The 25,641-nt window shown below is 37.8% G+C and carries 24 protein-coding genes, 1 tRNA gene and 1 other annotated feature; of the genes, 19 read left to right on the plus strand and 6 right to left on the minus strand.

Features of this window, described 5'->3' with window-relative positions:
• The first annotated feature begins 21 nt into the window (after window positions 1-21).
• The 3 genes from RV17_RS04615 to RV17_RS04625 all read left to right on the plus strand — a co-directional run bounded on the left by RV17_RS04615 (window position 22) and on the right by RV17_RS04625 (window position 4,264).
• The gene (locus RV17_RS04615) at window positions 22-921 is read left to right on the plus strand and encodes an ABC transporter ATP-binding protein (RefSeq protein WP_067481714.1); all 900 of its coding nucleotides are present in this window, start codon (window positions 22-24) and stop codon (window positions 919-921) included.
• On the plus strand, window positions 914-2,176 hold the full coding sequence (locus RV17_RS04620; protein ID WP_067481716.1) for an ABC transporter permease: 1,263 nt from the start codon (window positions 914-916) through the stop codon (window positions 2,174-2,176). The genes RV17_RS04615 and RV17_RS04620 overlap by 8 nt, the downstream gene beginning before the upstream one ends.
• Window positions 2,177-2,365: 189 nt before the next feature.
• Entirely contained in the window at window positions 2,366-4,264 is a 1,899-nt protein-coding gene (locus tag RV17_RS04625; RefSeq protein ID WP_071868656.1) for a fructose-1,6-bisphosphatase, read from the plus strand.
• Window positions 4,265-4,685: 421 nt separating this feature from the next.
• Here the strand turns inward: RV17_RS04625 and RV17_RS04630 are convergent, their stop codons facing one another.
• Window positions 4,686-5,405: a gamma-glutamyl-gamma-aminobutyrate hydrolase family protein gene (locus RV17_RS04630; protein ID WP_067483712.1), complete on the minus strand. Its 720-nt coding sequence runs from the start codon at window positions 5,403-5,405 to the stop codon at window positions 4,686-4,688.
• 203 nt (window positions 5,406-5,608) lie between these two features.
• Window positions 5,609-5,657: a sequence feature (sodium ion sensor (DUF1646 type); this cis-regulatory element may regulate processes involved in with the transportation of sodium ions), on the plus strand.
• Window positions 5,658-5,767: 110 nt separating this feature from the next.
• Here RV17_RS04630 and RV17_RS04635 point away from each other — a divergent pair.
• From RV17_RS04635 to RV17_RS04680, 10 genes are all read left to right on the plus strand, one after another.
• Entirely contained in the window at window positions 5,768-6,088 is a 321-nt protein-coding gene (locus RV17_RS04635) for a hypothetical protein (protein ID WP_067483714.1), read from the plus strand.
• On the plus strand, window positions 6,075-8,072 hold the full coding sequence (locus RV17_RS04640; RefSeq protein WP_071868657.1) for a V-type ATP synthase subunit I: 1,998 nt from the start codon (window positions 6,075-6,077) through the stop codon (window positions 8,070-8,072). Before RV17_RS04635 ends, RV17_RS04640 begins: the two co-directional genes overlap by 14 nt.
• 21 nt (window positions 8,073-8,093) lie before the next feature.
• The gene (locus tag RV17_RS04645) at window positions 8,094-8,564 is read left to right on the plus strand and encodes a V-type ATP synthase subunit K (RefSeq protein WP_067483716.1); all 471 of its coding nucleotides are present in this window, start codon (window positions 8,094-8,096) and stop codon (window positions 8,562-8,564) included.
• 19 nt (window positions 8,565-8,583) lie between these two features.
• Window positions 8,584-9,168, plus strand: coding sequence for an ATPase V (locus RV17_RS04650; protein WP_071868658.1), 585 nt, complete (start codon window positions 8,584-8,586; stop codon window positions 9,166-9,168).
• Window positions 9,169-9,179: 11 nt separating this feature from the next.
• Entirely contained in the window at window positions 9,180-10,166 is a 987-nt protein-coding gene (locus RV17_RS04655) for a V-type ATPase subunit (protein ID WP_071868659.1), read from the plus strand.
• Window positions 10,156-10,467 carry a V-type ATP synthase subunit F gene (locus RV17_RS04660; RefSeq protein ID WP_071868660.1) on the plus strand — a complete coding sequence of 104 codons (312 nt, stop codon included), beginning with the start codon at window positions 10,156-10,158 and terminating at the stop codon, window positions 10,465-10,467. The genes RV17_RS04655 and RV17_RS04660 overlap by 11 nt, the downstream gene beginning before the upstream one ends.
• 21 nt (window positions 10,468-10,488) lie before the next feature.
• Window positions 10,489-12,270: a V-type ATP synthase subunit A gene (locus RV17_RS04665; RefSeq protein WP_071868661.1), complete on the plus strand. Its 1,782-nt coding sequence runs from the start codon at window positions 10,489-10,491 to the stop codon at window positions 12,268-12,270.
• Window positions 12,263-13,645, plus strand: coding sequence for a V-type ATP synthase subunit B (locus RV17_RS04670; protein WP_067483724.1), 1,383 nt, complete (start codon window positions 12,263-12,265; stop codon window positions 13,643-13,645). Before RV17_RS04665 ends, RV17_RS04670 begins: the two co-directional genes overlap by 8 nt.
• Window positions 13,645-14,283, plus strand: coding sequence for a V-type ATP synthase subunit D (locus tag RV17_RS04675; protein WP_067483725.1), 639 nt, complete (start codon window positions 13,645-13,647; stop codon window positions 14,281-14,283). The genes RV17_RS04670 and RV17_RS04675 overlap by 1 nt, the downstream gene beginning before the upstream one ends.
• A gap of 104 nt (window positions 14,284-14,387) precedes the next feature.
• On the plus strand, window positions 14,388-15,743 hold the full coding sequence (locus tag RV17_RS04680) for a TrkH family potassium uptake protein (RefSeq protein ID WP_071868662.1): 1,356 nt from the start codon (window positions 14,388-14,390) through the stop codon (window positions 15,741-15,743).
• A gap of 172 nt (window positions 15,744-15,915) precedes the next feature.
• On the opposite strand, the gene gloA is transcribed toward RV17_RS04680, so the two are convergent.
• Window positions 15,916-16,287, minus strand: coding sequence for a lactoylglutathione lyase (gene gloA / locus RV17_RS04685; RefSeq protein ID WP_067484141.1), 372 nt, complete (start codon window positions 16,285-16,287; stop codon window positions 15,916-15,918).
• Window positions 16,288-16,407: 120 nt separating this feature from the next.
• Here gloA and RV17_RS04690 point away from each other — a divergent pair, with 120 nt between their 5' ends.
• Complete coding sequence (locus RV17_RS04690) at window positions 16,408-16,878, plus strand: NUDIX hydrolase (RefSeq protein WP_067483727.1); 471 nt, start codon at window positions 16,408-16,410, stop codon at window positions 16,876-16,878.
• 340 nt (window positions 16,879-17,218) lie between these two features.
• Here RV17_RS04690 and yidA read toward each other — a convergent pair whose 3' ends face one another.
• The 3 genes from yidA to RV17_RS04705 are packed head-to-tail and all read right to left on the minus strand — an operon-like array spanning window position 17,219 to window position 20,245.
• Window positions 17,219-18,031 carry a sugar-phosphatase gene (gene yidA, locus RV17_RS04695; protein ID WP_071868663.1) on the minus strand — a complete coding sequence of 271 codons (813 nt, stop codon included), beginning with the start codon at window positions 18,029-18,031 and terminating at the stop codon, window positions 17,219-17,221.
• 20 nt (window positions 18,032-18,051) lie between these two features.
• Window positions 18,052-19,419: an HD domain-containing protein gene (locus tag RV17_RS04700; protein ID WP_067483731.1), complete on the minus strand. Its 1,368-nt coding sequence runs from the start codon at window positions 19,417-19,419 to the stop codon at window positions 18,052-18,054.
• Window positions 19,403-20,245 (minus strand): lipoate--protein ligase family protein, encoded by an 843-nt coding sequence (locus RV17_RS04705; protein WP_071868664.1) that lies wholly within the window; start codon window positions 20,243-20,245, stop codon window positions 19,403-19,405. The genes RV17_RS04700 and RV17_RS04705 overlap by 17 nt, the downstream gene beginning before the upstream one ends.
• 211 nt (window positions 20,246-20,456) lie before the next feature.
• On the opposite strand from RV17_RS04705, the gene RV17_RS04710 reads away from it, so the two are divergent.
• Complete coding sequence (locus tag RV17_RS04710) at window positions 20,457-20,894, plus strand: YwiB family protein (protein WP_071868665.1); 438 nt, start codon at window positions 20,457-20,459, stop codon at window positions 20,892-20,894.
• Window positions 20,895-20,968: 74 nt separating this feature from the next.
• Complete coding sequence (gene rpoE, locus RV17_RS04715; protein ID WP_071868666.1) at window positions 20,969-21,592, plus strand: DNA-directed RNA polymerase subunit delta; 624 nt, start codon at window positions 20,969-20,971, stop codon at window positions 21,590-21,592.
• Window positions 21,593-21,890: 298 nt separating this feature from the next.
• Here the strand turns inward: rpoE and RV17_RS04720 are convergent.
• Window positions 21,891-21,962 (minus strand) — tRNA-Arg (locus tag RV17_RS04720).
• Between the two features lie 59 nt (window positions 21,963-22,021).
• On the opposite strand from RV17_RS04720, the gene rpoN reads away from it, so the two are divergent.
• The 3 genes from rpoN (at window position 22,022) to gap (ending at window position 25,637) form a co-directional block, all read left to right on the plus strand.
• Window positions 22,022-23,353 (plus strand): RNA polymerase factor sigma-54, encoded by a 1,332-nt coding sequence (gene rpoN, locus RV17_RS04725; protein ID WP_071868667.1) that lies wholly within the window; start codon window positions 22,022-22,024, stop codon window positions 23,351-23,353.
• Window positions 23,354-23,503: 150 nt separating this feature from the next.
• The gene (locus RV17_RS04730) at window positions 23,504-24,595 is read left to right on the plus strand and encodes a sugar-binding transcriptional regulator (RefSeq protein WP_176694879.1); all 1,092 of its coding nucleotides are present in this window, start codon (window positions 23,504-23,506) and stop codon (window positions 24,593-24,595) included.
• Between the two features lie 40 nt (window positions 24,596-24,635).
• Window positions 24,636-25,637: a type I glyceraldehyde-3-phosphate dehydrogenase gene (gene gap / locus RV17_RS04735; RefSeq protein WP_067483741.1), complete on the plus strand. Its 1,002-nt coding sequence runs from the start codon at window positions 24,636-24,638 to the stop codon at window positions 25,635-25,637.
• The last annotated feature ends 4 nt before the right edge of the window (window positions 25,638-25,641 follow it).

The raw sequence follows: 25,641 nt of genomic DNA on the forward strand, positions 1-25,641 counted from the left end.
GGGAAGAAAAGGAGTGAAGTGATGTTAGAGGTTACAGATTTAGTTAAGACATTTGGCGACTATACTGCAGTTGACCATGTATCTTTTCGAATACCAGATGGAAAAATCATGGGGTTGATTGGACAAAATGGTGCAGGAAAAACAACTACGTTTCGTTTGATTTTGGATTTCTTGACTCAAGATCAAGGAGAAATTTTGTGGAATGGTAAACCATTAGGGGAAAAAGAATATGATATTATTGGGTATTTGCCTGAAGAACGTGGGCTTTATCCAAAAGTTACGATTCAAGATCAATTGATTTATTTTGCAGAGTTACGTGGGAAAACACGAAAAGAGATTGAGCCCAAGATTGATTTTTGGATGGAAAAGTTTCAAGTTAAAGGAAAGAAAACAGATAAGGTAAAGTCTTTGTCTAAAGGGAACCAGCAAAAGGTTCAATTGATTGCTACATTGATTCATGAACCAAAACTGATTATTTTAGATGAACCATTTAGCGGACTGGATCCAGTGAATGCAGAACTACTGAAAGATGGTATTCTTGAGCTGAAAGCAAAAGGATCATGTGTTATCTTTTCCAGTCATAATATGGATAACGTGGAGAAAATCTGCGATCATTTGATTATGTTGCGAAATGGGAAAATGGTACTTGATGGTAAGGTTCATGAAATTCGTGAGTCTTTTGGTCGAACAAAAATATTTTTAGAATCAGATTTAACACAAGCTGAAGTTGCTGAAGTTGAAGGTGTTGAAAAAGTCGTTTCGCGTGAAGATGATTCACTTGAAATTACGTTGTCAGACCCCGAGGCAGGTAAAGAAATCTTTACTCGTGCAACACAATTTGGCTATATCCCAATGTTTAATCAACAGCCGCCAACTCTTGAAGAAATTTTCAAACTGAAGGCAGGTGAGTTCGATGCGTAAATTTTGGATTATTACAAAAGATGTTTATTTAAAAAATGTAAAATCAATTTCCTTTCTAGTGATGATTCTGGTTCCATTTATTATGATGGGAATCATGTATGTGGCGGGGAACTTTGCACAGAATAATAGTGAAGTAAATAAAATCGGTATTTTATCAGAGAATCCTCAACTGAGTGAACAGATGAGCCAACTAAAATCAGATGAATTTAGTTTTGAAAAAGTAGATTCTGAAAAATCAGCACAAAAGCAACTTGAAGATGAAAAAATTGATGCCTATCTAGTCGTTACAATGGCTAATAATGAAGTCAAAGGAACTTTATACAGTGAAAATTCACTGGGACAAAGTACTCAATTGTTGATTCAACAACAATTGACAGGTATTCAATCAACTGTTCGTGCTAGTCAACTTGGGCTTTCTGCACAAGAAGTGGCAAGTTTAAGTGAGATGGCTGGGTTGGATAGACAAAAAGTTAGCTTTGATGACCAAGGGAAGATGACTATTGGGGAAGATAATTCCCTTGTGCAATATGTGGTAAGTTATGTGGTCACTATTACGCTATTTATTATCATTTTGACGTATGCACAAATCATTGCTCAAGAAATTGCGTCGGAAAAAGGGACAAGAATCATGGAAGTTATTTTGTCTAGTACGACAGCACAAAAACATTTTTATGGGAAATTAACCGGTGTTTTGTTGGTCGCTTTGACACAGATGGGCTTATATGGCGTTATCTTTGGAGTAGGATATCAACAATTTAAGAATATGGACATGGTCAAAGAAATTTTGGCAGGTATTTCTTTGACGAATATCTTCGGTCCATTCTTGTGGTTCTCATTAGCGTTCATGATTTTAGGGATTCTGATTTTCTCTGTGTTGGCAGCTTTATGTGGCTCATTGGTCAATAAAGCAGAGGATACCGCAAAAGCTATTCTACCTGTAACTTATCTTTCATTAGGTGGTTATCTTTTGGGATTGATTCTTGGCGCATCAGATCCTAATAATATTGTGATTCGGATTACTTCTTATATCCCGTTCCTTTCTTCTTATGTTATGCCAATTCGTTTGGCGAATGATACAGTGGGATTGGGTGGTGCATGGATTTCGTTGATTCTCTTACTCTTGATTACTTTCTTCTTAACAGTCGTTTCAGCAAACATGTATAAATCGAATGTTCTTGTTTATAGTGAAGGTGGCATTTGGAGTTCATTGAAACAATCAATTTCGATTATGAGAAATGAACGGAAAAAAGGGTAAACTGCGTTTGTGAGAAAAAGCAGTTCATCTCTTTCTAACTGAATTTAAGTCAAAGACTCAGACAGTTTTGTCTGAGTCTTTTTTTGGATAGACCAATTATTTGTTTTTATCTATTTTGATTGTTTTAAACTTGTTTAAAAAGTTTATTGGTAATAGAATATGAACTATACCGATTAAGGAGGGTCATTGATGGATCCGTATTTAGAATTATTGTCAGAAAAATTTCCAACGACCGAAGCAGTTTTAACTGAAATCATTAATTTAGAAGCGATTTTACAATTGCCTAAAGGAACGGAATTATTTTTAAGCGATATTCATGGTGAATTTCCTGCTTTCGATCATATTTTGCGAATTGGTTCAGGAAACTTGAAGGAAAAAGTTCGCGAATTATTTGAAAATCAATTATCGGAAGAGGAAAGAAATCAGTTAACTTTGTTTGTTGCTTACCCAGAATATGTGCAACGAACAGCTTGGTACGTTCAACAAGAAAAGGAACAACTAGTCGTACAGTTGATTGATCTCTTGGGATTTACCTCAGTTAAATATACTCGGTCTAAAGTTAGAAAAAGTTTACCTAAAGAATACAGCTATATTATCGAAGAACTTTTGTACTTAGATAATCGGTTACAAGGAAAGAAAGCTTACGCACAAAAAGTGATTGAACAACTTGTACGGTTAGGAGAAGTCGATCGTTTTTTAGAAAAACTTGCGTTAACGATTCAAACGTTAGTGATCGATCATTTACACATTGTTGGTGATATTTTTGATCGCGGAACACAAGCGGCGAAAGTGATGGATCGATTGATGACACAATCATCAATTGATATTCAGTGGGGAAATCATGATATTTTATGGTTAGGTGCATTTTATGGTTCAAAAGCTTGCTTGTTGACTTTACTGCGTATTGCAACACGCTATAATTATTTGTTTGAGTTAGAAAAAGAATACGCGATTAATTTACGACCATTATTTTCGTTTGCCCATCAAACGTATAAAAAAAATGCTGTGTTTACACCAAAAAACAGCGAAACTATGACCGATTCTGAACAAAGTGAATTGGAACAAGTTCATCAAGCATTAGCGATTATGCAATTTAAAGTTGAAGAGCAGTTGCTCATGCGAAGACCAGAATTTGAAATGGACGAGCGCCAACTTCTACACAAAATTGATTATGAAAAAGAAATAATTACTTTAGAAGGAGCAAGCTATTCGATTAAAGGTGCCTGCTTTCAAACAATTTCCCCTGAAACACCTGAACAATTGACAAAAGAAGAGGAGCAAATAATTGATAGTTTGATGTATTCCTTTCAGCACTCGCTACGAATGAAGAACCACATGGAATTTTTATTGGAAAAAGGAGCGATGTATCTCGTTTACAATGACCATTTGTTATTCCATGGGTGTATTCCAGTGGATGAAAAGGGAAACTTTTTAGCGTTAGAGCAAGAGCAAGTTGTTGGAGGAGTTGAGCTGTTAACATTTTTTGAAGAAAAAATTCGTGAAAGTGCAAAGACACCAGATTCTGGTGAAGATTTAGCAACGGATTATATTTGGTATGCTTGGAGTGGGCGGGTTTCACCTTTATTTGGAAAAAGTAAAATGGCAACCTTTGAACGCTATTTTTTAGAAGAAACACAGACCCATGTGGAAAAAAGTAACGCCTACTATCGTTTGAGAAATGAGTTATGGTTTAGCCAAAAGGTCTTGTCCTCATTTGGTATAAAATCGACTGGTTCAGTGATTATCAATGGTCATACTCCTGTGAAAGTTTGTAAAGGTGAGTCACCAGTCAAAGCGGAGGGAACTGTTTTTGTGATTGATGGAGGACTGTCTAAAGCGTATCAGAAAACAACGGGGATTGCTGGCTATTCACTACTTTTGAATTCTTATGGTTTCCAGTTAGTCACTCATTATCCCTTTGTATCAATCGAACAGCAATTAGCGCAGACAGATGAGGGAACCTATGTTAAAAAGGTGATTGATCAACAGTTGCCACGTCGTTTAAATCGAACTACGACTAAGGGAAGAGTCCTTCAACGAGAGATTAATCATCTACATCAATTACTAGAGATTTATCCAACCAGATAATTGAATTAATTAGAAAAAGGAGATGTGACAAAAGTCTTGTCATATCTCCTTTTTTCTAACAAACGGTGTTCCCAAAGCAGCTCCTTCGGCAATAAGTCCTCTTTTCTTAAAATATGGAAAACTATTTTTAGAAAAGCATTCTTATTGCTTGAAGCTAAATGCTTTGCGCCACAACCTTATTCACGGTGTTCAAGAAGTAACTCCTGCAAAATAAGCCCAAATTACTCAAAAATTTGAGAAGCAATTTCTGGTAATTTATTCTTATTTATTGGAGCTGGGCACTTCTTTTACAACCTCATACACGGTGTTCCCCAAGCAGTTCCTCGAAATAATTCGTAACTGCCTAAAAATATGGCATGCTATTTTTGTCAGTTGCTCATTATTTTTTCGGAGCTAAACGCTTTGCGCCACAACCTCTTTTTTATAGTTCATTGACAAAGTAATCGAAGAGACTTTGATCCAGTGGATTGACTTGGTGTGTCAACTCAGGGTGCCATTGAACACCAAAAATTTTTTCTTCGGGATTTTTACTCTCGACTGCCTCAATGATTCCGTCATTTGCAATGGCGATTGCTTTCAATGAAGGAGCTAAATCTTTGATCGCTTGATGATGGTAGGAATTGACAAAATAAGATTCTGGTAACAAAGAACCAAGTAGACTATTAGCAGAGACCTTTACTTCATGAGTAGCAAAAGTTGGCACAGTTGGTTGTTGTTCGTGTTTAACTGCCCAATTGGGATAGAGGGAAAGATCCTGATACAAGGTTCCACCTAGTACGACATTCACTAATTGTGTACCACGGCAAACAGAAAAAATGGGTTTCTTTTGTTTGATTGCTTCTTTGATCAATGCTTGTTCAAAAAGATCTCGGTTCAAGTTAGTTTCTTGTAGCTTTGGATGTGGATCTTGCTGATATAATTGAGGGCTGATATCTTGTCCCCCAGCTAATAATAATTTATCGACACGGCTGATAAAGGCAGCTGCGTAGCTTGGTTCAAGTATAGGAAAGACGAGTGGTAAACCACCTGCTTGTTTCACTGCTTGAACAAATCCTTGTGGGGTATAAGTAACTTCATTTCCTTGAAAAGTATCTGTTGCTTTATTTAAATGATTACCGGCAATTCCAATAATAGGTTGCATAGTTGTTCCTCCAGACTGTAACTAAACTGATTGTAACAACTTTTGAAAAAAAGTGGAAATACTTTGAATTTTTTGTGGTACTGAAACCCTGATGCCATTAGGGTTGGCTAGACTTTTTTTGTAAGTCGCCATTAAAAAGCGTCCGAAAATGGTTGAACATTTACCTCATTTTGCTATAATGAAAGACAAATTCAAATAAAAAAGGTTGGGCGCAAGCTTTCAAGGATCAAGTTCTTCAAGGGGTGAGAAGAACAGTTGTTGAAAGTAGCTCGATTACCAGACAGATATCGTTAGAGGTAGCTGCTTTCAATGAACTTGAAAGGCAGTTACCTCTTTTTTTTTATCGAAAGGATGTGAACGATTTGTTAGAAATTTTGGAACAGATTCGTAAAGCGGAAGAAAAAAATGAACAACAGATGCAAGTTTTGCGTACTGAGATGCAACAGTTAACAAAGAAAAAAGAAGATGAGATTCACGTGATTGAGGAAAGAAAAAGACAAGAATTGACTCAACTTCTTTCAGAGAAAAAACAAATCAAAGAAGCAACACTTCAGACCAAACAAAAACAGTTAGATGAGGAAATCCAACAGGTTCAACAAACACTAGCTGAACAATATGCCGAACATCAAGAACATGCAATAGATCTAATTATTGAAAGGGTGAAAGAATATGTCCGTCACTAAGATGGAAAAAGTCACACTCATTTCAGATCAGAAGAACCAAGAAGCTGTTTTACAAGCTATCCAAGGAATTCAACAAGTTGAATTCCGCAATTTATTTCAAGAAACGACTAATAATCATTGGGTCGATACCTACTTTCCACAGACCAAAACTTTTACTGAGAATACGAGTCAACATGAATTAGAACAACGGTTACAATCAATTCGTGAAGCGGTTCAATTTATTGAGCATCATGGTCATTCTCAACAAAAGCTGGTTCATTTAAAACGAACGGAACTTTCTTTGCATGAATTAGAAGTTGCTTATTCAGAAGCTGATTTTTTGAAAAAATTACAAGAAATCTTGGAATTAAAAAAACAGTGGCAGAAGCTAAGTGAACGACGTAAAGAACTAACGGAAGAAGAGGAATATCTTTCAAATTGGCAATACTTGGATGTGATTCCTGCAACTTTTCATAGTCAAAAGACAGTTCTAGTTTTGGGAAGTATGGGAACAACTAGTTTGGAGCCTTTTCAAACAGCTGTAGCACAATTACCTGTTTATTTGGAAGAGATTTATTCTACACCAAAATCTGTTTACTTGGCGTATATTACTTTGCAAGACGCAGCAGAACAGGTAGCAGAACTTGCAGGTCGGCATGGCTTAACGGTGTGTAATTATCCCTATGATGAAGTGCCAAGCAAAGCTTTAACCAAAATCAAACAGCAATTGCTAGAAGTGCAAACTAACCAAAAGGAACTAGCTGCCAAGATTGGTTTGTATCGTGAAAAGATTCGTGAATTTGAATGGGTGGAAGAAGTGACCTTAGCGCTGATTGAACGTGAAAGAGTCAAGCAACAATTTGTGCGTTCAAAGCAACTGATTGTTTTACAAGGCTGGATTGGAATAGATACAAAGGAAGATTTGATGACAGCTTTAGCAGAAAAACTTCCAGCTTCGGCTGTTCATGTTCAATTTGAGTCACCAACAGTCGAAGAAATTCAAATGGAAGTACCAACAAAATTAACCAATCATCCACTAGTCGAGCCATTTGAATTACTAACAGAGATGTATAGTTTACCAAAATACGAAGAAGTTGATCCAACGCCATGGTTCATGCCGTTTTATCTTGTCTTTTTCGGTATGATGGTTGCAGATGTTGGGTATGGGTTATTGTTATTGATTGGTTCGATCTTATTACAAAAATGGGTCACTTTACCACGTGGACTTACAAGATTTGTTAAGTTTTTTGAGATTTTATCTATCCCAACGATTATCTGGGGCTTGATTTACAGTTCATTTTTCGGCATGGCGTTACCAAAAACAATCTTTGGTCTACCACTACCATTTCCTATTTTATCAACAACAGAAGATGTTAATACGATTTTGATTTTATCAGTTATTTTTGGTTTGATTCAAATCTTAGTTGGTCTATTTGTTTCAGCAAAAGAAAACTTGAAGAGAAAAGCGTACTTAAATGCGATTAGCGAAGGATTTGCATGGCAAGGTATCTTAATCGGAATTGTCTTAGCTGTAGTCGGAGCAGTTGTGTTAAAACAAAAACAATTTTTGTATCTTGGAGGCAGTATTGCGATTTTATCGGCGCTTTGTATTGTGATTATTCCAATCATTCAGTCTACTTCGAAAGCGAAAGGGGCTGCCAAGGGCGTATACAATCTATACGGATTAACGAGCTATATCGGTGACCTAGTTAGTTATACTCGTTTGATGGCACTTGGGATTTCTGGTGGAAGTATCGCCGCCGCGTTTAATATGTTGGTAGCATTTATGCCGCCAGTAGCGCGATTTAGTGCAGGTTTGTTTTTGATTGTTCTCTTACATGCATTAAATCTATTCTTAACATTATTGAGTGCCTATGTTCATGGTGCTCGGTTACAATATGTCGAATTTTTTGGCAAGTTTTATACAGGTGGTGGGCGAGCATTTCAACCACTTAAAACCGCAGAAAAATATGTCAACATCAATCATCGAAAACAAAAAAAGTGAATAATGGAGGAGTTTTAACAAATGATGGATTACTTAATTACAAATAACGGTGGAATTGTTTTTGCAGTATTAGCGATGGGCGTGGCTACGATTTTTTCAGGAATTGGTTCAGCTAAAGGTGTGGGAATGACTGGTGAAGCAGCAGCAGCACTGACAACTAGCCAACCAGAAAAATTTGGTCAGGCACTGATTTTACAATTGTTACCAGGAACGCAAGGACTCTACGGCTTCGTAATTGCTTTCTTGATTTTCATCAACTTGAGTGGCGACCTATCTGTTGTTCAAGGAATGAGCTATCTAGGTGCATCTTTACCAATTGCATTTACAGGATTATTTTCTGGTATTGCACAAGGTAAAGTGGCGGCAGCAGGTATTCAAATTTTAGCGAAAAAACCGGAACATGCAACGAAAGGAATTATTTTTGCTGCGATGGTTGAAACCTATGCGATTTTAGGCTTCGTGATTTCTTTCTTATTAGTTTTAAACGCGTAAACGTAAAGGAGGAGAATCAATGGATGCCATTGAACAAATCATTAAGCAAATAAATGAAGACGCAGCAAATGAACGTGCTGCTTTTGAGACAGCTGAACGTAAAAAGATTGAGCAAGTGTTCAAACAAAAATCAGAACAAGTAACGACTACTTTTCAGCAACAAGAGCGTAAGCAACTCGAGTCATTAGAGCGACACTATCGTCAATTAGAAAATCGTCAGCAAGTCGAAGCTCGACAAGATATGCTAAATCAAAAACAAGCTTTTTTAGATAAGTTATTTGATGAAGCAATTGAGAAAATGGAAGCGTGGAAACCACAAGATGTTCTCGCATTTGTACAGACAGCTTTAAGTCCATTGGCATTAAAAGGAGAAGTAATCTTTCGCGTAGGTGAAAAATCGGCAGATATTTTTACGGAAGAGCAAATAAAAGATTTCTCTCAAAAACTGCCCTTTACATTAGTTAAAGATCCAAAGGTAATCCCAAATGAAGCTGGTTTTGTCTTGGACAGTAAAGGAATTCAATACAATTTTTTGTTTAGTCGGTTAGTGACGGAGCTAAGAGGCTCGATGGGGTATGAACTAGCACAACAATTGTTTACTTAAGGAGGGGAACGATGAACTATCACGAATTAAATCCTTTGATTCGCGGGAGAGAGCTTGAATTATTGACGAATGAAGATTTTGAGCGTTTGATTCAAGCCCCTTCAATCGACGCATTTGGCGAACAATTGAAAACGACGATTTATCAACCTTATGTTTATGAGGGATTTGAATACGAATTGGAACAAAACTTAGCAAAGGAACAAAGTGAATTGTTTGCATGGCTAAAGGAACGAGTTCCTGAACCAGAGATTCTTTGGATTTATACGATGCGCTTTACTTTCCATAACTTGAAAGTTTTAACTAAGGCAGAGCTAACAGGCAAAAAGCTGGATCAGTTATTTATTGATGACGGCTTCTATTCATTAGATATGATGAAAGAAGCGGTTCGAACACAAGATTCTGCTGAATTACCGGAGACATTACTTGCCAGTATCCGTGAAGTGTTTGATTATTTTGAAGGGGCAACTATTTTACAGGGAATTGATGTGATTTATGATCGTCATTTTCTAACAGAACAGCGCCGACTTGGCGAGAAACTTGGGTACAAGGAACTGTTAACGGAAATCATTGCATTGATTGATCTCACAAATATTACAACGACGGCACGTGGACTGAGTCAAAATCGAACGAAAGGATTTATGACAACTGTTCTTTCAAGTGCGGGTGGCATCGAAAAGGAAATCTTTTTGTCTTTTGTTGGTCAAGAATTAGAAGCATATACTCGCTTTTTATTAACAACTGATTATGCAGAAATTATTCGCCCTGCACTAAAAGAAACAGAAATTGATCTAATTACTTTGGAACGTTTGAAGGATGATTACCTTTCCTCCCTTTATCAAGAGGCGCAAACACAGGCTTTTGGTCCATTACCATTACTTGCTTTTTTAAATGCAAAAGAAGTAGAAGGAAAAAATTTGCGTTTGTTAGCAGTTGGTAAACGTAGCCAATTTAGTACAGAACAAATCAGAGAGCGGGTGAGGACAGTCTATGGGACATAAAATTGGTGTAATTGGTGACAAGGCATCTGTCTTACCTTTTCAGTTAGTTGGTTTTGATGTTCACTTTGAAACAAATCCACAGAATGTACGTCGACTCGTGGAGCAAATGGCAAAAGAGGGCTATGGTGTAATCTATGTCACAGAACAATGTGCGACTTCCATCCCAGAAGTAATTGCTCGCTACCAAGAACAACTGATACCAGCAATCGTATTGATTCCTAATTATCAAGGAACAGAGAAGATTGGCTTAACTGAAATTCAAAACAATGTTGAAAAAGCCGTAGGTCAAAATATTTTATAGTAGGGAAAAGGAGCGAATGATTTGCAAATTGGAAGAATTATCAAAGTGTCTGGACCACTTGTTATGGCTGAAAATATGAGTGATGCTAGCATTCAAGATATGTGTTTAGTAGGAGAACTTGGGGTTATTGGCGAAATCATTGAAATGCGTGGTGATGTCGCTTCAATCCAAGTTTATGAAGAAACATCAGGAATTGGACCAGGTGAACCAGTACGTTCAACGGGCGAAGCACTGTCTGTTGAACTGGGACCAGGAATTATTTCTCAAATGTTTGATGGTATCCAGCGCCCGTTGGATACCTTCATGGAAATCACCCAAAGTAATTTTTTAGGTCGGGGTGTACAACTACCAGCTTTAGATCATGAGAAAAAATGGTGGTTTGAAGCAACAGCTGAGGTAGGAGAGTTTGTCGTTGCGGGGGATGTAATTGGAACTGTGGCTGAAACGAAAGTAATCCAACATAAAATCATGGTTCCAAATGGAATCAGTGGGAAAATCAGCCAATTAGCGTCAGGAAATTTCACGATTGATGAAGCTGTATGTGTTCTTGAAACTGAACAAGGAAGTCAAGAATTAACGATGATGCAAAAATGGCCAGTGAGACGAAGTCGACCAATTAAGGAAAAACGCAACCCAGAAGCGCCTATGATTACTGGACAACGAGTGATTGATACTTTCTTCCCAGTGACAAAGGGAGGAGCAGCAGCTGTTCCCGGACCATTTGGAGCTGGAAAAACAGTTGTGCAGCATCAAATTGCTAAATGGGCAGATGTTGATATGGTTGTTTATGTTGGTTGTGGCGAGCGTGGAAACGAGATGACGGATGTCTTAAATGAATTTCCTGAATTGATTGATCCAAATACTGGTGAATCCATCATGGAACGTACAGTTTTAATTGCAAACACATCAAATATGCCAGTTGCGGCACGAGAAGCGTCGATTTATACAGGCATTACAATTGCTGAGTATTTCCGTGATATGGGGTATGATGTGGCAATCATGGCAGATTCTACTTCTCGTTGGGCGGAAGCTTTACGAGAAATGAGTGGTAGATTGGAAGAAATGCCGGGAGACGAGGGGTATCCAGCTTATCTGGGCTCGCGTTTAGCAGAATATTATGAGCGGTCAGGGCGAGTAATGACTCTTGGTTCAGTGCCTCGAGAAGGTAGCATTACAGCCATCAGTGCCGTTTCTCCTTCAGGTGGAGATATTTCTGAGCCTGTGACACAGAATACATTGCGTGTGGTGAAAGTTTTCTGGGGGTTAGATGCTAACCTAGCACAACGTCGTCATTTTCCATCAATCAACTGGATGCAAAGTTATTCTTTGTATTCGACGGAAGTTGGTCAATATTTGGATCAAGTATTGCAAGCAGACTGGTCAAAAATGGTTACAGAAGGCATGCGTATATTAAAAGAGGAAGAACAATTAAATGAAATCGTTCGTTTAGTTGGGATTGATTCACTTTCTGATAATGATCGTTTGACTTTGGAAGTTGCAAAGTCAATTCGAGAAGACTATCTTCAGCAAAATGCTTTTGATGATGTTGATACATTTACTTCAAGAGAAAAACAGTTCAAAATGTTGCAACTGATTTTAACGTTTGGACAAGAAGCGCGTCGTGCGCTGTCTGTAGGTTCATATTTAACTGAAATTATGGAAGGAACGGTTGTCCTTCGTGACCGAATTGCACGAAGTAAATATATACCAGAAACTGAAATCCAGCAGCTTGATGCACTATTGGTTGAAACGAAAGAAACAATCCAAAAAATCATTGTGGAAGGAGGAATGACTGTTGATTAAAGAATACCAAACGATTGGTGAAGTAGTTGGTCCTTTGATGGCGGTAGAAAAAGTAGCAGGTGTAAAGTACGAAGAGCTGATTGAAGTTCGTATGCAAAATGGTGAAATTCGCCGAGGACAAGTGTTAGAAGTTCAAGAAGACAAAGCAATGGTTCAGATTTTTGAAGGAACTAGTGGTATTAATCTGCGAGATTCTGCTGTACGATTTCTTGGGCATCCGTTAGAACTTGGTGTTTCTGAAGACATGATTGGCAGAGTCTTTGATGGTCTAGGTCGCCCGAAAGATCATGGTCCAGAAATTTTGGCAGAGAAAAAAGTCGATATTAATGGGGAAGTTATCAATCCAGTTGCACGAGATTATCCCGATGAATTTATTCAAACTGGTATTTCAGCAATCGATCATTTGAATACGTTAGTAAGAGGACAAAAATTACCTGTATTCTCTGGTTCAGGACTCCCACATAAAGAATTGGCCGCTCAAATTGCTCGACAAGCAACGGTACTGAATGAAGCGGAAGATTTTGCTGTCGTCTTTGCCGCAATTGGGATTACATTTGAGGAAGCAGAATTTTTCATGGAAGACTTTCGTCAAACGGGTGCAATTGATCGAAGTGTCATGTTTATGAATCTGGCTAACGATCCTGCAATTGAGCGGATCGCTACACCACGAATGGCATTGACAGCAGCAGAGTATTTAGCTTATGAAAAAGGGATGCATGTCTTGGTCATTATGACAGACATGACCAATTATGCGGAAGCTTTGCGCGAAATTTCTGCGGCACGGCGAGAGGTTCCAGGACGTCGTGGCTATCCAGGGTATCTATACACGAATCTAGCAACGTTATTTGAACGTGCTGGTCGAATTCGTGGCGTAAAGGGTTCTGTCACTCAGATTCCGATTTTGACGATGCCAGAAGATGACAAAACGCATCCGATTCCTGATTTGACAGGTTATATCACAGAAGGGCAGATTATTTTATCACGAGAATTGTATAAGAGTGGGATTCAGCCGCCGATTGATGTGTTACCTTCCTTATCTCGACTAAAGGATAAAGGAACGGGTGCCGGCAAAACAAGGGTCGATCACGCAGCTACGATGAATCAATTATTTGCAGCTTATGCGCAAGGAAAGCAAGCGAAAGAACTTGCAATCGTATTAGGTGAGTCGGCGTTGTCTGATGTGGATAAAATCTATGCAAAATTTGCGAACCGTTTTGAAGAAGAGTACATCAATCAAGGATTTACCACGAATCGCTCAATTTTTGAAACCCTTGACCTAGGTTGGGAATTACTTTCGATGTTACCAAGGACAGAGTTAAAGCGAATCAAAGAAGAGTTGCTAGAGGAATATTTACCTGAAAAGGAAGTGCGCTAATGGCAAGACTAACGGTGAATCCAACGCGTATGGAGTTTACTCGTTTAAAAAAACAGTTAACAACGGCTACTCGTGGACACAAATTACTGAAAGATAAGCAAGATGAATTGATGCGTCAGTTTATTCTACTCGTTCGCAAAAATCATCAGCTTCGTCAAGAAATGGAAGCTGAGTTACAGGCTGCCATGGCAAATGTGGTTCTTGCGAATGCATCAATCAATGAAGCCTTCATTGAAGAATTGTTTGTGCTACCTGCCGAAACGATGGAATTAGCAGTGACTGAAAAAAATATTATGAGCGTCAAGGTACCTGTGATGAACTTTCAATATGATGACCGACTGGGAGAAGCGCCGTTAGAATATGGCTATTTAAACTCCAATGCAGAACTAGATCAAGCAATTGAACAATTTACGAGTGTGTTGCCTAAACTGTTAGCATTAACGGAAATCGAAAAAACGTGTCAGTTGATGGCAAGCGAAATTGAAAAAACACGACGAAGAGTAAATGCTTTAGAGTACATGACGATTCCTCAGTTGGAAGAAACGATTTATTACATTCAAATGAAACTCGAAGAAAATGAACGTGCAGAAGTTACTCGTTTAATCAAAATCAAGGATATGGGAAGTAGCCATTCATAGTAGCTACAATTCCGCGTAAGCGAAAAAAGAGAGTTGATGAAAATCAAGTCTCTTTTTCTCAAAAATGAACTAGCACAAGACGAACAGGAAGGCAGTGAACTTGCTTGAAGACACGATTGATTCAACTTTTTCAAAAATTATCAGCGGTACAATTATTAGCTTTCGGTTTTTTTGCGCTGATTTTTACTGGAGGAAGCTTATTATCCCTGCCATTTTTTAGTCGAAGTGGGGAGGCAACCAACTATCTGGATGCGCTGTTTACAGCGACATCGGCGATTTGTGTTACCGGACTGACTACTTTAAATACTGTCGAACATTGGAATGGTTTGGGACAACTGGTTTTGCTGATTTTAATTGAAATTGGTGGATTAGGCTTTATGATGGTGCCAATTTTATATTTCATGCTTGCTCGAAAAAAGATTAGTTTGAGTACACGTATTGTGTTAAAAGAAGCGTTGAATTTAGAAAAAATGGCTGGTGTAACCGATTTGATGCTTTATATTTTTAAGTTTGCTTTAGTAATCCAGCTAGTAGGTGCCGTGGCATTATCAATCGTGTTTGTTCCTGAATTTGGTTGGATTAAGGGAAGCTGGTATGGTATTTTTCATGCTATTTCTAGTTTTTGTAATGCTGGATTTGATTTGTTAGGCGAGAGCCTGGTTGCACATCAAGAAAATAATTATTTATTACTCGTGATTTCAATATTGATTATTGCTGGTGGATTAGGGTTCATTGTTTGGCGTGACTTGTTGACCTTTCATCAAACGAAAAAAATCAGTTTACACTCAAAAATTGCTTTAAGTATGACGAGTATTTTGTTAGTAGGTAGTTTTTTCGTTTTTCTTTTTACGGAAAAAAATGGAGCAAACTTTTTACAAGGCAATTTTAGTAATCGGATAGTTAATACATTCTTTTTAAGCGTGACACCTCGAACGGCAGGTTATTCGTCGATTGATTATTCTAAGATGAGCCATGCTGGTTTGATCCTAACCATGTTTTTGATGTACATCGGTGGAACTTCTGGTTCAACTGCGGGGGGACTTAAAACAACCACTTTGGGTGTGTTGCTAGCGCAAATGCGTTCAATGTTTAAAGGGAGAACAAGAGCTGAAATTTTTGGACGTACGATACGACAACCAACTATTTTGCGTGCGTTGACTTTATTTTTTTTAACACTGACTCTTTGTGTGGTGGCAGTAATGATTTTATCAATTACAGAATATGTACCAGAAAAAATGGGGCTTGAATATATCGCATTTGAGGTCTTCTCTGCTTTTGGCACGGTTGGTTTGACAATGGGATTGACGCCAGATTTATCAGTTGTTGGGAAAATTTTGATTATGGCATTGATGTATACTGGGCGCGTTGGCGTGTTGACGATTGCTTTTTCATTGATGAAAAAAGTTCATCAGCAAGAAATAAAAATCAAATATCCAGAAGAAAGTGTGATGATTGGGTAAGTCAAATAAAAATAGTACTTTTTTGACGATACTCCAAACAAAAAAGAAACTGGGAAAAAATAAAAAAACCGTCGTTCTTAACACATTTCAAAAAAAACGCCTAAAATCAACGTTTTCAAAACGAATTTTAGGCGTTTTTTCTATCTAGGTTAGCTCTTTTTAAGTGAGTGGATTATCCACGAATAACTTCAATTTTGTAACCATCAGGATCGATAACAAAGTAATAAGAAGGAGCAGTTCCCGGCAATCCTTTTAAGTCAGTTATATTTAAACCAGCAGCTTGGTGTTTCTCATGTAATGCTTCCAAATCATCTGCAGCAATTGCAATATGGCCATAACCGTTTCCTAGATCATATGCTTCATGATCGTAGTTGTACGTCAATTCTAGTTCGTAATCATCTCCCGGCAAAGTTAAGTAAACAAGAGTGAACTTATTTTCTGGAAAATCACGACGGCGACTTTCTTCAAAGCCAAACGCAGTTTGATAAAATTCAAGAGATGCGTCAAGGTCTTTTACACGGACGCAAGTGTGTGCCATTTTCATAAATAAAAACTTCCTTTCTTTTTTATTCATGATAGCAAAGAATAACAAGAAAAATAAATATTGGTGCTTGTTCATGAGAAAACTCTCATGTAAAATAAAAAGAAAAAGGTGGGAAAATGAATGGATTATCCAGTTTTTGGAGAAAAGAAACAGTCAGCCAGCTATCAAACACGCTATGCTGCATATATCATTGTAGAAAAAGAAACAGAAATAGCTTTGGTTGAGGCACCAAATGGCGCATTTTTCCTACCTGGCGGAGAAATTGAGGGACAAGAAACCAAAGAAGAAGCCATTGCTCGTGAGATGATTGAAGAACTTGGCATCACGGTAGTCATTGATTGTTTCTTAGGACAAGCAGATGAATATTTTTATTCCAACTACCGCGCGACCTATTATTACAACCCTGGTTATTTTTATGTTGCTAAAAGTTGGGAAAAAATTGGGGAGCCTACTGAAACAACAAACCGTATTTGGTGGGTAACTCCTGCGGATGCGATTGTGAAGCTGAAGAGAGGTAGCCATCAATGGGCGGTTAAAAAATGGCTAGAGGACAAATATAAAGTTGAACAAGAAATTGAAACAAAAAATTAAAATCGTAAGTACAGAATTAAGTTGTTTAAAACTTCAACGTCTATTTTAGAAGATTTACTTAACAGATGGTTATTAAAAGTTTAGTTCTGGCTTGTGATTCATTGAGGAAAGTAAAAAAGTTGTGGCACAAAGGAGTTAACTTCAAGTAATAAGAACGTCGTTTCTAAAAACAACTTCACATAATTTTAGTAAGGGTAGATTTATTACTTGAAATTGCTTTAGGAACGCCATTTATTCAGCAAAAAAGGCTGTGACAATCCATTTGTCACAGCCCTTTTTGCTGATTCACCTTACTAATTTTTTGGGAATAGTAGTTGCTCAAATAAGTGATGCAGCTGGCTTAGTTTAGCACATATTTTTTGATTGCTTCAGCTACGCCGTGTTCTTCATTTGAAGCTGTTAGTGCGTTGGCTGCTTCTTTTACGATGGTTAAAGCATTTTCCATGGCTACTCCAAGACCAGCATATTCGATCATTGACAAATCATTTTCATTGTCGCCAATTGCCATGACTTCGTCTTGCTTGATGCCAAGATGTTGTGCTAAGTTTGCAACTGCGGCTCCTTTATTGGCTTCTTTATTCAAGACTTCAAAGTAAAAAGGTGCACTTTTAACCGTTGTATATTTATCACGAAATTCTTGAGGAAGACGCGCAATTGCTGCATCTAAGATTTCAGGTTCGTCGATCATCATCATTTTGACAATATTCATGTCAGGTGTCATTTCTTCAGGGGTACGATATTTCAACGGCATGTTTACAAGGCCAGACTCATGGACAGAGTAAGGGCTAATATCACGGTTTGGTGTGTAGATTGCTTTTTCATCAATTGAGTGTAAGTGGCTGCCAACTCGACGCGCCATCACTTCGATTTCTAAAAAGTCTTCGTGAGTCAATCCGTGACGCGCGATGATGTTTCCTGTTTTCGTTTGTTGAACTAAAGCACCATTATAAGTGATGACATAGTCTGTGTCTTTGAATAATTCTAATGCTTCGAGTTGTTCTCTGACACCAGGTAATGGACGACCCGTACATAAGACAATATTTACTCCTTGTTTGTCTGCTTGTTGAATTGCTTCTTTGACTTCCGTTGTTAATTCACGTTGATCATTTAACAACGTGCCATCGATGTCGATAGCGATTAATTTGATAGACATAATTTCCTCCAACATTTTTCTTACTTATTTTCAATTAGTGCGCCATTTTGAATGTGACTGGCAAATTCTTGATATGTTTCATCAAAGAGATCATAATGGTTTCTCAAAGTGGGATCAACCATTTCTTTTGGGAAGAAGAACCGTTCGTCACCTTGTTCTTGACCAGCTAAAGCAGCAACTAATTGGCTAACCTTGGATAATTCTATCAAAGTTCCGTCATTTCTCAAAATCTCAATTTGGGTACGATGTCGGTTTTGCTCTGGACGATAGAAATCATAAGGTAAATCATAACTAGAATTGATTGCGGTGTAGTACACAGGATTGTACCCCACTTTTTCAACTAATAGAGTGAGTTCTTCGATTAGTGGTGAGTTGCGATCACCGGAAAAAGTGGCAGATTTTAATGGTTTTCGATTTAAAAATCGTTTTGCTAAATCATTTAAAATCGGATCAGTTGCTTCTGTCCATTGTGTAAAATAAGTCCCTAATACGCCATCGTCAAGTTTCAAGTAATCATCTAACGTAAATGATTCAGCCAAGAAAGGAAGCAACAGTTGTGCATGCATTTCAAATGCAGCAGAGTCTTCCAAATAAAGTTCATGTGCCCGATGAAGTAGGTGTTCTAAAATGACTTCCATTCCACGAGAAACTGGATGGAAATAAACTTGAACGTACATTTGGTAACGACTAACAATGTAATCCTCCACAGCATGCATTCCATTCATTGAAAAGGCGATACCACCTTCGTAGGGACGAATCACTCGTAAAATCCTAGTCAAATCAAAAGTTCCATATTCAGTCCCTGTGTAATAAGCATCTCTCAATAAATAATCCATACGATCGGCATCGATTTGACTAGAAATCATTTGAACAACCTGTGGATTGGGGTACGTTTTTTGAATCACACTTGCAACTTTTTCGGGAAAGCCATCTTCCACTCGATTCAAGATTTGATAAACTTCTGTTTCTGGTGAAGTAATGATTTCTACGGTAATTGCTTCATGATCCGTATGGAAAATATGTTCAAAAGTATGTGAGTAAGGACCGTGACCGACATCATGAAGAAGTGCCGCGCAAAGCGTAACTAATCGTTCTTTGTCATCCCAGCCATTTTCACCAATTTTTTCTTTCGAGTAGTTCCGTGAAAAGATATCACAAATTCGTCGGGAAATTTCATACACACCTAATGAATGTGTAAAGCGACTGTGTTCTGCACCATGAAAAGTAAATGAAGCTGTACCTAATTGCTTAATGCGTCGTAGTCGCTGGACTTCTTTTGAGTTGATTAAGTCCAAAATAACTTGATGCTGTACATGGACATAATTATGGACAGGATCACGAAATACCTTTTCAATAGGAAGAACTTGGTATTTATAAGGAATTGTCATACTGTTGCTCCTTTAAGATAGAATTTCTGTCAGCCATTCGTGCTAGCTGTGTTTCCCATTCATCTGCTGAAATATAGTTTTGTAACCAATCAGTAGAAGAAAGGGGAATGAGAGGCACAGATTGCCCCATAAGGTTTTGAAAAGCAGTTGCTAAGCGGATTTTAACCTCAGAGACGGTCAATTGTTGCTGTAAAAGGTCGCTAAGATTCGCCATTTTTTCTGGTTTAACAGCAGGATAGCCATCTGTACCAAAAGCTTCTTTTAGTGAGACTTGATAAAAGCTTCGCATCAATTCGCCGCGTGCCTGTTGATTCCCATTGACGCTTAGATACATCATGACGGCAATCCCGTTTTTGATTCGGCGTTGTGCAATTCCAGCAAATTTTTTCCCAGAGATACTCAAATCATACGTTCCAGGACAATAGGAGTCAGAAATTTCAAAAGCTTCAATGGCTGCTTCAGGAAAAGCTTTTCTGGTCAAAGCTAACATTCGTTCGTAACCATCATCAATTGAAATTTTTTTATCATCTGTTTGTGGAAATAGCAAGGAAACATTCAAAATACCAGTATCAGAAACGATACCTAAGCCTCCTGAATTTCGTACGACAGGCGTATATCCCGCTTTGCGAATGGATTGAACACCTTCAGTAAAGAAAGGTGTGCGGGTATCTTTCATTCCAAAAATCACTGTTTTGTTATATTGCCAGAAATGAAGAAATGTTTGTTGCTGTTTCTTCGTTTCAGCGGTTAATAAATCGGTCAATGCAAAAGGGGAAAAGTCATTGCCCTGATAGATGTCTTGATCCAATAAAATAGGAGGATTCATTTCATCAACTCCTTGTTCAGTTAGTTCCCTTAGTTCTCTCCTAGTATACCTCAAAAACAGTCAGAAGTTTTTAGGTACGCTTCTTATTAGAAGAACTAACAGCGGCTAAAGAAGGGTGAAAAAAGCAAAAAGATAAAAAATATACAAGTTGGTTGACAAAATAGCAGAAACTGGGAACAATAAGCCTATGAGAAGTAAAGGAGAATGCGAGATGGATTTATCACAAGGAACACCGATTTCAATAAAACTACGTACAAAAGTGAAACAGCAAGGGGAAGTGCAAGACTTTTATTTTGATTTAACGGGTCAAATGGTAAAAATTGGTGATACGTTATACATACGGTATAAAGAAGTTCAAGAAGAAACAGGACAAGAAGTTCCTGTGACGATCAAAATCATTCCTGATGGTCATGTTCAGTTAATTCGTGCTGGGGAAATGCGAATGCGTCTAAAATTTGGCTACAAAGAACGTTTAGAAACAGCCTATAAGACACCTTACGGAATGATTTTGATTCAAACATTTACCAACGAACTGCATGTTAGTTTAAAAGATCGACCGGCCTCAGGAAATATTGTGATTGCTTACGATCTATTTATGAGCGAAGAAAAACTAGGTGAATATCATTTGACCTTAGATTTTACAGCATAATTTAAAAGAAAAGTTTGATTTTTTATCGTTGATTTTGTATGATAAGGGATAGACTGTGAAAGGACGTGTCCTGATTGGAAATTAGTGTATTTGAAGGTGCAAACAAAAACGAATTATCAATGATCGAAGTTGCACATGCGATTTTAGAACAACATGGTGATGTGATGGATTTTTCTGATTTAGTTAATCAAATCCAAAACTATCTTGGCAAAACAGATGGAGATATTCGTGATTCATTAGCACAGTTTTATACTGACTTAAATATTGACGGCAGCTTTATTTCTTTAGGTGACAACCGTTGGGGCTTGCGCTCATGGTATGCAATTGATTCAATTGATGAAGAAGTAAATCATGGAATTGACGAAGAAGATGAAGATAAACCTCGTCGCCGCAAACGCAAAAAAGTGAATGCCTTTATCAATGATGATGAAGATGCAATCGACTATAACGATGATGATCCAGAAGATACTGACTTGTCTGATGAAGATGACGATGATCTATTTGAAGATGATGATGACGACGATGAAGAAATCGCGGCGTACAACTCTGATTTACAAGAAATCGGTGCGGATGACAATAGCGACGATGAAGAAGTATTACCAGGAAACATTGAAGAAGACTTGAGCATTATCGAAGACGATGACGACGATGATGATGATGAGTATGACAATGAAGAATTTTCTGAAAAAACAGAGTAACGAATCTTTCGCTTGAAGAGCAATGCATTCTAATTGTAGAAATGTATAGAAAGATCAGGACCAACTAGCTGGGAAATAGCTGGTTGGTTTTTTTGTCGATGGTAAAAGAGAACAAACAGAGGCTGTGACAATACTTTTGTCACAGCCTCTGTTTCAATACATGATGTTTCAGACGCGACTTCCTCGAAAGTAAGTCGAAACTCCACAAGAAAAGGAGAAGCCAACTGCTTCTGTCATAACCTCTTCTTTTAAATATAGAAAGCAAAGATGTTTAAATTATGCTAAAATGGCTATTGAACGCGTCCTGAGGGAATCGAACCCCCGTCTCAAGAACCGGAATCTTACGTGATATCCACTACACTAAGGACGCAAGCACTGGCATAATTGTAACCAACCAAAAAATAATTTACAAGGGGATAAGGCAAAAAAATGAAATTTCAACAGAATTTTTCACAAAAACAACAACAAACGCAAAAATTGGCTATGACTCAGCAATTGCAGCAATCAATCCAAATCCTCCAATATAATAGTGAAGAATTATTAGCCTTTGTTGAAAATCAGGCGCTAGAAAATCCTTTGGTTGAAGTAGTCGAGCCTGAATGGCAACCGGACTACAAAAAAACAAGTAACAATTATGATGGAGAAGAGACAAGCTATCTTAATCAAATTCCTGATACAAAAGGCTCGTTGTTTGAATCATTGATCGATCAAGTACATTTGAATTATCGTGACACATTTTTACGTAAAATGATTTTATATTTGATTGAATACATTGATTTAAATGGTTTTTTGACAATTGATTTGGCCGATGCGTCCGAAGACACGGGTGCATCAGCAATCCAACTATTAGATGCATTGACGTTAATTCAACAACTAGAGCCGGCAGGTGTAGGTGCTAGAAATCTTCAAGAATGTTTGATGTTACAAACTGAAAGAGATGATTTTGCTCCAGCTTTAGCTTACATTGTTTTGGAAGAATGCTTTGATGAACTAGTCCAACGAAAATGGAAAGAGATCGCACAAAAATTTTCAATCGAACTTAGTGAAGTTCAAAAAGTATTTGATTATCTTCAAACTTTATCACCAAGTCCAGGTAGGATCTTTGACAACAGTAATGAACTGTATATCATTCCAGATGTGAAGGTTTTGGTTCATAGCAACAACGAAGTGCAAGTAGTTTCGAATCGAGCAAGTCAGCCGAATATTCGTTTTCAAGAAACCTATTTCAAACAAATGAATCAAAAAGCAGACAAAGAAACAGCTACGTATTTAAAAGAACGTAAGCAAGAATTTGATTGGCTAAAAAAAACAATGATGCAACGCGGTGATACTATTTTAAAAGTGGCACAAGTAATCGTTTCTCGCCAAAAAGAATTTTTCACCGATGTTAATCGACCAATCAAACCATTGACCTTAAAAGAAGTGGCTTCTGAAATCAATGTCCATGAATCAACTGTGAGTCGAGCTGTTCACGGAAAATATTTGGAAACAACTTTTGGCATTTTTGAACTTAAAAAATTTTTTACAACCCGCATAGCAAACAACAATACGACTGGGTCGGAAGATTTATCCACAGAAATGGCAAAGAAAAAACTACAAGAGTTAGTTGATCTGGAAGATAAAGCAAAGCCATTATCGGATCAAAAGTTAGTTGAACTTCTAAAAAAAGAAGAAGTTGTGATTTCCAGAAGAACCGTTGCAAAATATCGAGATCTTTTAGGAATCCCGAGTTCATCAAAAAGAAAACGGTATGATAAATAAAAAAAAGAGGGCTAGTAAAAGTATTTTACTTTTCTAGTCTTTTTTAGTTGAAAAGTTAGGAAGAAACTGTTAGACTAACGCATGTGAGGTTGAGGTTTTCCTTTTCATAAAAAAGAAAGTAAAACAATCAATTTTATTTTTTTGTCGTACATGGGTCGTTTTGAGTCTACATTGGACGTTTATCGTCCAACTAAGGAGATCGCTATGCTAGATGAATTGAAAATGATTGAGTCCGTTGCACCAGATATTATCGAAGTTCTTCAAGAACGCTATAAAATTTTACGTAATATTTATTGGATGCAGCCGATTGGTCGACGTAGCTTATCTGAAAGTATGGGGATAACAGAGCGAGTTTTGCGAACAGAAACAGATCTTTTGAAAAATCTTCAACTAATCGATACGTCAAAAAGTGGCATGACGTTGACCACGAAAGGTGAGGAAGTTTATCAAAGTCTTGAAAACTTCATGGATCAGCTTTTAGGAATGCATCAGACAGAAAAAAAACTGGCTGAGTATTTTGGCAATCAACGTTGTATCGTTGTTTCGGGGAATAGTGACGCACAATCAAAAGTGACAGATGCTTTTGGTGAAGCTTTAAATGAATCCTTGAACTTATTACTTCCAGAAGGTGAAAATATCATTGCCGTAATGGGAGGAACCACAATGGCTGTGGTTGCTGAACAGTTGACGAATTTGGAAAACAAGAAACGACATAACTTGTTTGTTCCTGCAAGAGGGGGAATTGGTGAGGCGGTTACCGTACAAGCGAATTCAGTTAGTGCCAGAATGGCAGCTAACACAAATGGGGATCATCGGGCATTGTATGTTCCAGAGCAACTAAGTTTAGCTACCTACAATTCTTTACTCAATGAACCATCTATTCAAGAAGTGTTAAACTTGATAAGTCAGGCAAATTGTGTTATTCATAGTATTGGACGTGCGTTGCATATGGCAGCCCGCCGAAAAATGACTGAAGAAGAGTTAATCATGTTGAAGCAGGCGAATGCTGTAGCGGAATCCTTTGGTTATTTCTTTAACGAAAATGGAGAAGTTGTTTACAAGGTTCCAAGAATCGGCATCGAACTGAAAGATTTAACACAGGTACCAATCATCCTTGCGATTGCTGGTGGAAAAACAAAAGCCAAAGCAATCCGAGCGTATATGAAAAATGCACCAAAACAAACGTGGCTGATCACAGATGAGGCCGCAGCAAATGAGATTTTAAAAGGGGTAACCCTTTAAAATAAAAATTTTTTTGATTTTCATAAGGAGGAAATCTTAAATGACAGTTAAAGTAGGTATTAATGGTTTTGGACGTATCGGACGTCTAGCGTTCCGTCGTATCCAAGATGTAGATGGAATCGAAGTAGTAGCAATCAATGACTTAACAGATGCTAAAATGTTAGCACACTTGTTAAAATATGACACAACTCAAGGACGTTTCAACGGAACAGTTGAAGTTCATGAAGGTTCTTTCAACGTTAACGGTAAAGAAGTTAAAGTTTTAGCTAACCGTAACCCTGAAGAATTACCATGGGGCGAACTAGGCGTAGACATCGTTCTAGAATGTACTGGTTTCTTCACTTCTAAAGCAGCTGCTGAAAAACATTTAACAGCTGGTGCTAAACGTGTTGTTATCTCTGCTCCTGGTGGAGACGATGTTCCAACAATCGTTTATAACACTAACCACGAAACATTAACTGGTAAAGAAACAGTTATCTCAGGTGCTTCATGTACTACTAACTGTTTAGCTCCTATGGCTAAAACATTGAACGACAAATTTGGTGTTGTTGAAGGATTAATGACAACTATCCACGCTTACACAGGTGACCAAATGACTCTAGACGGACCACACCCTAAAGGTGACTTCCGCCGTGCACGCGCTGCTGCTGCAAACATCGTTCCTAACTCAACAGGTGCTGCTAAAGCTATCGGCTTAGTTATCCCTGAATTGAACGGTAAATTAGACGGAGCTGCTCAACGTGTTCCTGTTCCAACTGGTTCATTAACTGAATTAGTAACTGTTCTTAACGAAAAAGTAACAGTTGACGAAGTTAACGAAGCTATGAAAGAAGCTGCAAACGAATCTTACGGATACAACACTGACGAAATCGTTTCTTCAGATATCGTAGGTATGACTTTCGGTTCATTGTTTGATGCAACTCAAACTAAAGTAATGACAGTAGGCGACCAACAATTAGTTAAAACTGTTGCTTGGTACGACAACGAAATGTCTTACACTGCACAATTAGTACGTACTTTAGAATACTTCGCTAAACTATAAGAAA

Source organism: Enterococcus thailandicus, from assembly GCF_001886265.1.
Taxonomy (GTDB): Bacteria; Bacillota; Bacilli; order Lactobacillales; family Enterococcaceae; genus Enterococcus_B; species Enterococcus_B thailandicus.

Coding starts and splice junctions, on each gene's coding strand:
- RV17_RS04650 (WP_071868658.1), top strand. CDS start 8,584: ATGGATGCCATTGAACAAATCATTAAGCAAATAAATGAAGACGCAGCA.
- gap (WP_067483741.1), top strand. CDS start 24,636: ATGACAGTTAAAGTAGGTATTAATGGTTTTGGACGTATCGGACGTCTA.
- RV17_RS04625 (WP_071868656.1), top strand. CDS start 2,366: ATGGATCCGTATTTAGAATTATTGTCAGAAAAATTTCCAACGACCGAA.
- RV17_RS04645 (WP_067483716.1), top strand. CDS start 8,094: ATGATGGATTACTTAATTACAAATAACGGTGGAATTGTTTTTGCAGTA.
- RV17_RS04705 (WP_071868664.1), bottom strand. CDS start 20,245: ATGAATCCTCCTATTTTATTGGATCAAGACATCTATCAGGGCAATGAC.
- RV17_RS04640 (WP_071868657.1), top strand. CDS start 6,075: ATGTCCGTCACTAAGATGGAAAAAGTCACACTCATTTCAGATCAGAAG.
- RV17_RS04615 (WP_067481714.1), top strand. CDS start 22: ATGTTAGAGGTTACAGATTTAGTTAAGACATTTGGCGACTATACTGCA.
- RV17_RS04675 (WP_067483725.1), top strand. CDS start 13,645: ATGGCAAGACTAACGGTGAATCCAACGCGTATGGAGTTTACTCGTTTA.
- RV17_RS04690 (WP_067483727.1), top strand. CDS start 16,408: ATGGATTATCCAGTTTTTGGAGAAAAGAAACAGTCAGCCAGCTATCAA.
- RV17_RS04660 (WP_071868660.1), top strand. CDS start 10,156: ATGGGACATAAAATTGGTGTAATTGGTGACAAGGCATCTGTCTTACCT.
- RV17_RS04630 (WP_067483712.1), bottom strand. CDS start 5,405: ATGCAACCTATTATTGGAATTGCCGGTAATCATTTAAATAAAGCAACA.
- gloA (WP_067484141.1), bottom strand. CDS start 16,287: ATGAAAATGGCACACACTTGCGTCCGTGTAAAAGACCTTGACGCATCT.
- rpoN (WP_071868667.1), top strand. CDS start 22,022: ATGAAATTTCAACAGAATTTTTCACAAAAACAACAACAAACGCAAAAA.
- RV17_RS04730 (WP_176694879.1), top strand. CDS start 23,504: ATGGGTCGTTTTGAGTCTACATTGGACGTTTATCGTCCAACTAAGGAG.
- RV17_RS04700 (WP_067483731.1), bottom strand. CDS start 19,419: ATGACAATTCCTTATAAATACCAAGTTCTTCCTATTGAAAAGGTATTT.
- RV17_RS04620 (WP_067481716.1), top strand. CDS start 914: ATGCGTAAATTTTGGATTATTACAAAAGATGTTTATTTAAAAAATGTA.
- yidA (WP_071868663.1), bottom strand. CDS start 18,031: ATGTCTATCAAATTAATCGCTATCGACATCGATGGCACGTTGTTAAAT.
- RV17_RS04710 (WP_071868665.1), top strand. CDS start 20,457: ATGGATTTATCACAAGGAACACCGATTTCAATAAAACTACGTACAAAA.
- RV17_RS04655 (WP_071868659.1), top strand. CDS start 9,180: ATGAACTATCACGAATTAAATCCTTTGATTCGCGGGAGAGAGCTTGAA.